This is a genomic window from Winogradskyella sp. (genome assembly GCF_965656915.1).
Taxonomy (GTDB): domain Bacteria; phylum Bacteroidota; class Bacteroidia; order Flavobacteriales; family Flavobacteriaceae; genus Winogradskyella.
In genome coordinates this window covers 1-9,862 of record NZ_CBFHMI010000078.1, presented here as the reverse complement: position 1 = coordinate 9,862, position 9,862 = coordinate 1, and the positions used below count along the sequence as shown (strand labels likewise).

Here is a 9,862-nt window from a genome sequence, read left to right as displayed (position 1 = left end):
TCGCAGTAAAAAAATCACTCGATGTGACGATACGTATCTTTTATGTATACTTTATAAGTCATAACCAAACGTCAGTTCGAGTGACTTTACGCAGTAAAGTTGTATCGAGAACAGAGTGGCTTTTTACTTCCTACATCTCGATACTATTTTTTGCGCTTCGCTTCTTAAAAATCACACTAAATGACCACCTGAAACTAAAAAATAGACCATTTCATAGTTTTTAGCATCCTCATGGTATGCCGTTCATCGAATATTTACTCGTTGAATGACACATGCATTGCAACAACCAATTTACGTTAGCACTACACCTCTTTAATTTGGTCGAAAAAACTAAGTCGTTTATCGATAAAAAAATTCTCAAACGGACTTTAAACTCTCATTTTAATAAAATTTAAATTTTTATAAAACTGATTACCAGTTGTTTATATTTTATAAAAACATCAAATTAACCACTCATCGATAAAATATAACAGCACGTTTCATTCAACTATTTTTTTGTGCAAATCATCCAAAAGTTTGTATTTCATCTTAAACGCATCAATAGATTTGTCCCACCCTCAAATTAAATAAAACGAACTATTAAAACATTATTAAACATTTTTAAAATTTAACCTATGAAACCAAATTACTTAAACTCAATTTTTAAATTAGCGCTAAGCGTGATACTTTTAGTGATTACAACAGCGATGTCTCATGCGCAGAGCGGATGTTCTAATGGAATAACTTCCTTTCCTTACACCGAAAGTTTTGAAAATACTCTTGGAGGGTGGTCACAATCTACAGCAGATGATATTAATTGGACAGTTGATGACAACGGTACACCATCAAATGGAACTGGTCCAGATAGTGCGATAGAAGGTAATTTTTATGTCTATGTCGAGGCTTCAGGAGAGGGTGATGGTTTTCCTAATAAACAAGCAATATTAAACTCACCATGTTTTAATCTATCTAGTCTTTCTGAAGCGACGTTTAGCTTTAGTTATCATCAGTTTGGCTCTAGTAACATGGGAACTATTGATTTAGAAGTTAGTGATGATGATGGTTCTTCATGGTCGTCAATTTGGAATAGCTCTGGTAACCAAGGTGATTCCTGGCGTACAGCTAATGTTAGTCTTAACGCTTATGTTGGTGGAAGTATTCAGTTAAGATTTAACAGAGTTACAGGTAGTACATGGCAAGCTGATATAGCGGTTGATGCTGTCTCTTTAACTGCTGAATTAGACAACGGCGGAAACAATCCTAGCCAGCCACAAGACCTATTCTTTGAAGATTTTCAGGATGAAAATGACGAAGATAGAAATGGTACAGACTTGTACGAGACAGATTGGTCAACTAATGACAATGATATAGAAGTACAAGAAAACGACGGCAACAATAATACATTAAGAGCTAAAGAATTAGATGGGTCCGGAAAATGGGAAACAGACCTTATAGATATTACAGGTTATACCGATCTAAATTTTAGTGTGGAAGTTGATGATTTTAAAAGCCTAGGTTCAAATGACTATATTCGTTTTAAATATAGCATCAATGGTTCATCTAATGAAGAAGTACTTGAAACGATATATAACGATGATGATGATGATGGTACTGTATACAATTACAATTTATCAAGCATCCCAACAACAGCAACAAGCATAAAGCTTATTGTTGAATTTTATCACGATGATGATAATAATGATGAACATGAAATAGACAACATAAAGTTATCAGGTGTCTTAAAACCTACTTCAATTATTGCCATGCAAGATTGGGATGATAACGATGGTTGGTCGTACACATCTACAAACAGTAACTCTGGTTCTATTAGAAATAGTGGTTACGGTACTGCAGACGGTAGCTTTTGGGGCATGCAAGGCAGTACTTCAGAAGGAACAATTACGTTTAATGAAGTTGTTATAGACAATTATTATAACAATGCTGTATTCTCTTTTGACTATTTTGTGGGTGACGGAGTTGAAACATCAGGTGGTGCACAAGACACATTTACCTACCAATTATATTATAACGGAAGTAGTACACCATCTACTTCATCCGTAGAATTAGTAAATAATAATGGTACTAACGATACTTGGGTAAATGTAAGTTTAGTGTTACCTGATAATACAACATCTGTTAAAGTAGTATTCACACACCAAGTTACTGATACAAACAGTGTAGAGAGGTTAGGTCTAGACAACGTAAAAGTACAAGCAGACGCCATCAACACATGGACAGGAGACGAAAATGATGAAGTTACAGAAACAACAAAATGGACTCAAGGAGAAGTACCTGGAGAAAATGATGTTGTAATGATAGAATCTACTAAGCATTTAAAAATTAGTGATGACCGTAAATTTAAAACTGTAGTTATTAATCCAGGCGCTTTTTTAACTATAGATAAAACAGGATCGCTTACAACCGTTGAAGATTTTATAAACAAAGGCAGCGATAATGTAAATATGTTGTCGGAGCTTGCTAATGGAAACAGCCCAAGTACTCCTGGTGGTCAAGGTAATAATAAAGATGAATTTGCAAGTCTTGTTATAGGTGGCGAAGCATCTGGCGAAATTAATTATCTGCGTGCTGCACGTCTAGACCTTATAGGAAACTCTAATAATTTATTAAGAAGCTACGTTTCATCACCAGTAATTGGAGAAACATTTGATACTGATTTTTTAAATAATGGTACTGCACTCGCAATGGGAGGCAACGGTGCGTATTACATATTTGCTCAATGGCTAGCAAGTACAAATGGATATGGTGTATTTGATCATAACAGTGCAAATCCACATACAATGGTACCTGGTAAAGGCTATCTAGTAGGCATGGAACCTACCCAAGGTAATACAGTCCCTCACCTAAAGTTTACAGGAGACATCCAGAACAGCGATGAAGTAACTATTGCGGTTAATGGCACAGGGGCTAGCTCTTGGGAAATACTAGGTAATCCTTATGCAGGTTACTTGGACATCACTCAGTTTTTAGAAAACAATCCAAATGCATTTTTGGGCGGTTCTAATGCCGGTATTTATTCCTGGACAGGTACCGGTGGTAATACTGTAGCGCAAAGATATAAGGTATGGAATAAAAGTAATGCTAAACTATTACGCCCAGGGCAAGGGTTTACTACAAGAATAAATGGTGCTACAACGGTAACCTTTAAAAAAGAATGGGTAACCATTGCAAATCCTGCTATGATAGATACTGACTTTTCGGGTCGTTCTGCAACGCCGGCTATCAACGATTATGTGGTGCTGCACCTATCATCTCCAAACCAGTTCACCATGGCTACAGAAGTATACTTTAATACCCATGGTACAAATGGATTGGATGTAGGTTATGATACCGAGGTATATGGTGGTCAAGCAGGTAACAACTTTGGCATCTATACGCATTTAGTAGAAAACAGTAACAATAAAGATATGGCGATACAAACGCTAAATCACAATAACTTACCAACACATGTAATTCCTTTAGGAGTCAATTTAACCGCAGGTATGACAGCTACCATCAGCTTGGCAGATGTATTCTTGCCAGAAGACACGGTGGTGTATCTTGAGGATCGTACAGAAAATGTATGGACTATCCTTACTGACGTAGATTATACCTTTACAGCAAGTAATAATATGACTGATACAGGACGTTTTTACATACACTTCCAAGATAATAGTGAGACCTTATCTAATACAGACTTTGATTTAAACACTTTAAAAATAACGTCTATTACGGGTACAAAAACTATTGTTATCAATGGACAATTACATACGAATACTGTGCTAGAGATCTATGACATCAATGGTCGTAAAGTAATGACACAAACACTAGATAGCTACAAAACACAAAACCGTATAGACGCCAGTCATTTAGCAACTGCCGCCTATGTAGTGCGTGTAAATAACAAAACACAACAAGTATCGCGACAAGTTATTCTTAACTAATATCTAGATATAGCTCAAATTAAAAAAGTGCTTAACTTAGGTTAAGCACTTTTTTAGTATAACAATAACTCATTTAAGTACCCTACCTACTATTACAAATAATTCTATCTTAACAATCACCTACAATGAAAAATATTTTTTTACCTTTGTATTTTAAAAAGGAGTATAAATGAATACATCAAAAAAAGACCAAATTACCCGGAAAGAAGCCTTGAAAAAAATGGGGAAATACGCCGCTATTACGGCTGTAGGCACTTTTATAGTTCTTAACCCAATGAAGTCTCAAGCTGCAACAGATCCAGGTGTTGAGATCTAACAACCATGAGGATGCTACTTTTTTAAATTAGTACTTTGAAATTATCGCAAACAAAACTATTAGCTCTGTCTAATCACTATATTATCTGGTTAAAGGATTCTAATACTTATATTGTATTTGATAAATCAAATTACAAATACTTTAAAAAATTTCAATCATCTCAAACGGAAGCAACCTATCTTAAAGATACTGCTCATTTTGGGAATCCAGATCTTGCAAATCAAATCTACAACAGCCTACAGGTGCTTTGTATGCCTGCGTCCCAAACAGATATCAATTTAAGTGACAAAGAAATAAGAATTTCAGGAATGAAGTCTTGTGTTTTAAATTATCAGCAATATTGCATAATGGTACATTATAACACTCAAACTTCATTGGCTTTAATAGCTTCTAAGTTTTTTCATCTAAAAACTAAAGTTAATACCAAAGAGGTAAAAGGACGCCACAGCATTATCACCCAAGAAGACAACAGTAGTTATGCACTGCAAAACAACTTAAACCAAACATGGATCTGGCAAAAAAACCAACCACATTTGTTTCAAGGTAAATTTTCGTTTGAGGTTTTAAACTCTATTCACCAAAAAACAGAGCCAGACTGGATAGGCACCTTTCATGCCACCACCATTGGCAACGGGGAACAAGCGGTGATGTTGGTGGGCAACTCGGGCAGTGGTAAAAGCACCCTGGCCACCTTATTAATGTATGCAGGGTATGATCTGGTGGCAGACGATATGAGTGCGATGTTAGCCGCCAATAACCATATCGCCGTATTACCAGCAGCCCTATCAATTAAAGAAAAAGCCTTTGCAACCATAGCACCTTTGGTAGATAATTTTGAAGACTTACCTCAACAATACATCAATGGCACGAAAGGCCAGGTGACCTATATACCACCTTTACCTTTAATACACCCGGAGAAATTAGACTACCCTTGCAACAACTTAGTATTGGTGCGCTATAGCCAAGACCCTATACCCACCACATTAACCGAAGGTGCAGAACAAACCATCCTCCAAGAACTCATTACGGAGTCGTGGTTGGCCCATAATGAAGCCCATGCCCAATCTTTTTTGGACTGGTTGGGTAATGTTTCATTTTATGAGTTAAGGTATCATAACAACACAGAGGCTATTGCCGCTGTTGGCAGCTTGTTTAAGAAATAATTACACTGCCAAGGCTTTTATAGCTATATTTATTCCCTGATTTATTATGGCCTCGACACCTCACAACACATTGCAATGCATTGCGCAGATATTAAGCTTTAGCCCTGACACAACAGTGCTAAAAACGCAATTACAGCAGTTTACAGACGAGGATTGGGTAGACTTAGTTAAAATAGGCAGCTCGCATCTGGTACTCACCACTATCTATTGCCGTTTACAGCAAAAACAATTATTACATATACTGCCCAGGGATCTTGTAACCTATCTACACGATTTAACCGCCATAAACAGAAACAGAAATACGACTATTTTTAAACAAATAGAAGCGCTAAGCCAGCTACTTAATGCCAACACTATTAACCATGTGTTTTTAAAAGGCGCTGCCTTTTTAGTTGCGGGTTACTATAACGATTTTGGTGAGCGGATGGTAATGGATATCGATATACTAATTGAAAACACGCAATTAAGAAAAGCAGCAGAACTTATAGAAACTTTAGGTTATCAATCTAATGCTATTACTTTTGGGCTTAAATATTCTAAACCTCATAACGACCCATTATTAATTCCAAAAAAAGAAGGCATTGCAGCGGTAGAACTTCATAGGCATGTACTACACAAATATTCTGAATTTTATTTATCTACACCCAATTTATTAGCAAATAAAAGACGTCTTAATGGCTTCTATATACCATCAGAACGACACATATTATCTCACATAATTCTTAATTTTGAGATCAATGATTACGGTTTTAATCAAAACAGATTAGGTTTTAGAAATGCCTTCGATTTTATATGCAGCACACAAAGATTAGCCTTACATGAGTTAAATGATTTCGGAAAAACTAGTAAATATCATGCTTTATTTATTGCTAAAACTGCATATTTTTTTGAAGATATAAGGGTATTACAACTTAAGAGTGCTATTAAAATAAGATTTTATTTTTTTAAACAAAGTCACGAAAACAAACACGCAAGAGCTATCCACAATTTTAGCATGAGTAAAATGGCTAAAGCTAAAAAGGGTATTAGGTTTTATACCGATATAATAAAAAAAACATCTTTATTTATAACTAATACCAATTATAGAGCAGAAGCCTGGCAAGATCGTAAACGCCTTATACAATTGCTTAAAGCCAAGTTTTTTAAATAAAAGCTCAATATCTGATAAATATTATTCAAATCAATTGTTATGAGCTATGTGGCTTACAAAGTGCTGACTATTTTTTTATTTTAGAGTATCCGCTATCAATCTTATGTCAATAGTTAGATGCTTCACATCACCACTGTCATTCAGAGCGTAAGCGAAGAATCTCATTTCAATAAAAAGATGCTTCACTTCACTGCATTCGTTCTACATGACAAGCACTAGGGCATTAAAAGAACGAAAAAACCGCGTCAGTTCGAGTGGCGTTACGCAGTAAAGTTGTAAAAAGAACAGAGTGACTTATTACTTCTGCTTTAAACGTCAGCTCGAGTGGCTTTACGATAGTAAAGTTGTATCGAGAGCCAAGTGCGCTGAGGTGACGATGCGTGTATCGAGAACAAAGTGACTTAAAAACACTGATTACATCTCGATACTATTTTTAAGCGCTATCACGTCTTAAAACTCACTCGATGTGACGAAGTGAATTTATGCTTATTTTTTCTTAACAAAAAAAACGTCAGTTTGAGTGATTTGGTACTAGCCAAATTGTATCGAGGAATATCATCTCTAATGTCATTGACTACGCCGAATCTTCGGTTTGACTGTGTCAATCCTTGGGATTCAAAGCGTAAGCGAAGCAAATCATTTTAATAAAAAGATGCTTCAATTCACTGCGTTTGTTCTGCATGACAAGTACATTCAAATCACTACTGTCATTGGCTACGCCGAACCTTCTGTTTGACTACGCCGACCGCGAAGTGCTGACTATCTGCGGCTTAAGACAAAGCGCAGGGCGCAAGTACATCTATTTTAGTAAGTACACAAAAAAGTACAGCAACTTCCAATCAAAAGTTCAGCAACTTCCAAGCAAAAGTTCAGCAACTTCCGAAAAGAAGTTCAGCACCTTTTAATTACGAGGTCAGCGTCTTTTAAAAATAGACCATTGTCGGGTGGCTTTATGCAGTAAAGTTGTATAGATATCTCGATACAATGGGCTATCGCGCACCACTCGATATAACGACTAGATACAATTCTGCTTTGGCAAAATCACTCGATGTTATGACTCGTCACAACCTACTGCGGCATGCACCTGGACCTGGAGGTAACTCTAAAAATGGTATAAACGCTATCTTACTGGCTTTTTACCGTAAACTCTACTCTACGCTGTTGCGCGTACTCTTGCTCGGTGCACGATCTATTTTGTACTATACATGGGCTATTAGTATCAACACCATTTGAAACACCTTGTAAACGAGATGGGTTAATGCCTAAACCAATTAGATACTGTCTGACACGGTTTAAACGTCTATCTGATAAAAACTCGTTATACGCTTCAGTACCTTTTGAATCGGTATAACTATCAATTCTTATGTTTAGCGAAGGGTTAGATTTTAATAAATTATAGATATCGCTAAGTTTTGCTCTTCCAACACCATCATAGTATGATGAATTACGATCAAAGTATACAGGGCCTATAGCTTCTAATTGCTCAGCTAACACATCTACTGGTGCTTTTTCTTTGACTACGTCTTGTTCTTTTTCGGATTGGTCTTGTTTAACAGCGTCTTCTAGCTCTCCTTTTTCTACAACAACCCCGTTTACTATTGTTGGTACATTTAGTACTTCTTTTTCTTTCGCAGCATCTAAAGGCTTATCTTCAACTGGCTCTTCTTCTGGTTTGTCTTTTGTTTTAGATTTTAAGCGGTAACTTAATCCCAAGTTATACTGGTAATAATTACCAACGTACAAGACCTCGTCATCAAAACCTTTTTTAGCAAATGCTTGGAAAACGATACCAAATTGATCAGTTACCCAATAGTTAGCGCCTAAACTCAAATTAGCAGTTATGGCTTTACCTTCTGCGACTTTGTGCGCTCCTAGACCAACACCTGCATACAGATCAATGGCCTCATTATCTAAAATATATTGATCTAAGTAAAATTTATTGGTGATATCTAAAGCAAAAAAGTCATAATAGTTATTTACAAAACCATCACCCGCCTCATTTAATCGTTGCAATTTAAATTGATTACTCGTAGCCATTAATGAAATAGACCAGTTATTAGATCTGTATTCTATTTCAGCGAAAACAGGCTTTTTAAACTCTAATCGTTCTGCATCCCACGGCGCATCTATTCCATTACTATTATCAATTATATTGATACCTGCAGAGAATGAGAGCGCTGAATTCTCTTGGCTTTTGGCGCTTTGAAATGTTATAAAAAACAGAAGCAGCATGATAAACAACCCCTTAGAACCTAGTTTCTTTCTATTAAAAGCCATATGATAAATAAGATTTACACAATTTATATATAACAAAATTAGTACTTTTACAGCATATAAACCTAATTATAAATTGTATTATGAAAAGCTATACGATACTCCTGCTACTTTTAGTAACGACAAGTGTAATTTGTGCACAATCTAATCGCTCTATTAAAGATGGGGAATGGTTATTGAGTATAGGGGTTAATGCTGTAAATTCTCAAGGTACCAAATCTCCTGTAGAAAATATGGAGGATTGGGCATTTAGAAATCCTATATCTATTTCTGCAGAAACGCAATGGTCGCGCTTATTTTCTATTGAAATAATGGCAAGTCTTAATGGGTATAAAGAAGGAGCAGCTATCGATGCTGCTGGCACAACAACTAATAGTCTTACCTATTATGCTCTAGATACTTCTATTAATTACGATTTTGGGGAATACATTTTTCCGAATACCGAATGGCTAGACTTTTATGCCAGAGCTGGTTTAGGGTATTTTCATTTAGATAACGGCAACATATCTGGAAATTTTGGCGGAGGCTTTAAGTTATGGCTTACAACAAATAAATCTATTGGCCTTAAAGGTGCAGTTATTAGTAAATTTGCTTTAAATCACAGCGACAAAGGCGATAACTATGCTAATAACCACTTTCAATATGTTTTACAAATGGTCTTTAGACTATAATCTGTACTTTCAACCCAGATCAATCTCAACATTTTATAACAACCGTCTTTGATCTCGGACTATTTCACAAGCTCCCTTTGTGTAGAGAAAAAGCCAACTATTTCATCTGTGCTTGCTCAACTTGTGCTCATAACATCTCAATTGCACTAAAATACCTCGAAAGATGCCATTAAAAGGAAATATGAGCAACTCATATGATTTTTATATTAAAACTAAAATTTAAATGTAATTTTGAGCAGGACTCAAATATCTATTAGTTATACCAGAAGTTTTTTTTGCAAATGAAACATTATTTCACAACTTTAATTTGTGGCCTATTATTTTCTATGAGCTGCCAGGCACAGCAAATTACAATTACCCCAAGTGCA

The 9,862-nt window shown here is 35.8% G+C and carries 6 protein-coding genes; 5 read left to right on the top strand and 1 reads right to left on the bottom strand.

Annotated elements, in window-relative coordinates; genetic code table 11:
- The first annotated feature begins 614 nt into the window (after positions 1-614).
- The 4 genes from ACTG3Y_RS12685 to ACTG3Y_RS12670 all read left to right on the top strand — a co-directional run bounded on the left by ACTG3Y_RS12685 (position 615) and on the right by ACTG3Y_RS12670 (position 6,549).
- Complete coding sequence (locus tag ACTG3Y_RS12685) at positions 615-3,920, top strand: T9SS type A sorting domain-containing protein (protein WP_439153292.1); 3,306 nt, start codon at positions 615-617, stop codon at positions 3,918-3,920.
- Positions 3,921-4,089: 169 nt separating this feature from the next.
- The gene (locus ACTG3Y_RS12680; protein WP_439153291.1) at positions 4,090-4,236 is read left to right on the top strand and encodes a hypothetical protein; all 147 of its coding nucleotides are present in this window, start codon (positions 4,090-4,092) and stop codon (positions 4,234-4,236) included.
- A gap of 35 nt (positions 4,237-4,271) precedes the next feature.
- Entirely contained in the window at positions 4,272-5,399 is a 1,128-nt protein-coding gene (locus ACTG3Y_RS12675; protein ID WP_439153290.1) for a hypothetical protein, read from the top strand.
- Between the two features lie 115 nt (positions 5,400-5,514).
- Positions 5,515-6,549 carry a nucleotidyltransferase family protein gene (locus tag ACTG3Y_RS12670; RefSeq protein WP_439153289.1) on the top strand — a complete coding sequence of 345 codons (1,035 nt, stop codon included), beginning with the start codon at positions 5,515-5,517 and terminating at the stop codon, positions 6,547-6,549.
- A 1,125-nt stretch (positions 6,550-7,674) separates the two neighbouring features.
- Here the strand turns inward: ACTG3Y_RS12670 and ACTG3Y_RS12665 are convergent.
- Complete coding sequence (locus tag ACTG3Y_RS12665) at positions 7,675-8,826, bottom strand: OmpA family protein (RefSeq protein ID WP_439153288.1); 1,152 nt, start codon at positions 8,824-8,826, stop codon at positions 7,675-7,677.
- An 80-nt stretch (positions 8,827-8,906) separates the two neighbouring features.
- On the opposite strand from ACTG3Y_RS12665, the gene ACTG3Y_RS12660 reads away from it, so the two are divergent.
- On the top strand, positions 8,907-9,494 hold the full coding sequence (locus tag ACTG3Y_RS12660) for a hypothetical protein (protein WP_439153287.1): 588 nt from the start codon (positions 8,907-8,909) through the stop codon (positions 9,492-9,494).
- The last annotated feature ends 368 nt before the right edge of the window (positions 9,495-9,862 follow it).

Coding starts and splice junctions, on each gene's coding strand:
- ACTG3Y_RS12685 (WP_439153292.1), top strand. CDS start 615: ATGAAACCAAATTACTTAAACTCAATTTTTAAATTAGCGCTAAGCGTG.
- ACTG3Y_RS12680 (WP_439153291.1), top strand. CDS start 4,090: ATGAATACATCAAAAAAAGACCAAATTACCCGGAAAGAAGCCTTGAAA.
- ACTG3Y_RS12665 (WP_439153288.1), bottom strand. CDS start 8,826: ATGGCTTTTAATAGAAAGAAACTAGGTTCTAAGGGGTTGTTTATCATG.
- ACTG3Y_RS12660 (WP_439153287.1), top strand. CDS start 8,907: ATGAAAAGCTATACGATACTCCTGCTACTTTTAGTAACGACAAGTGTA.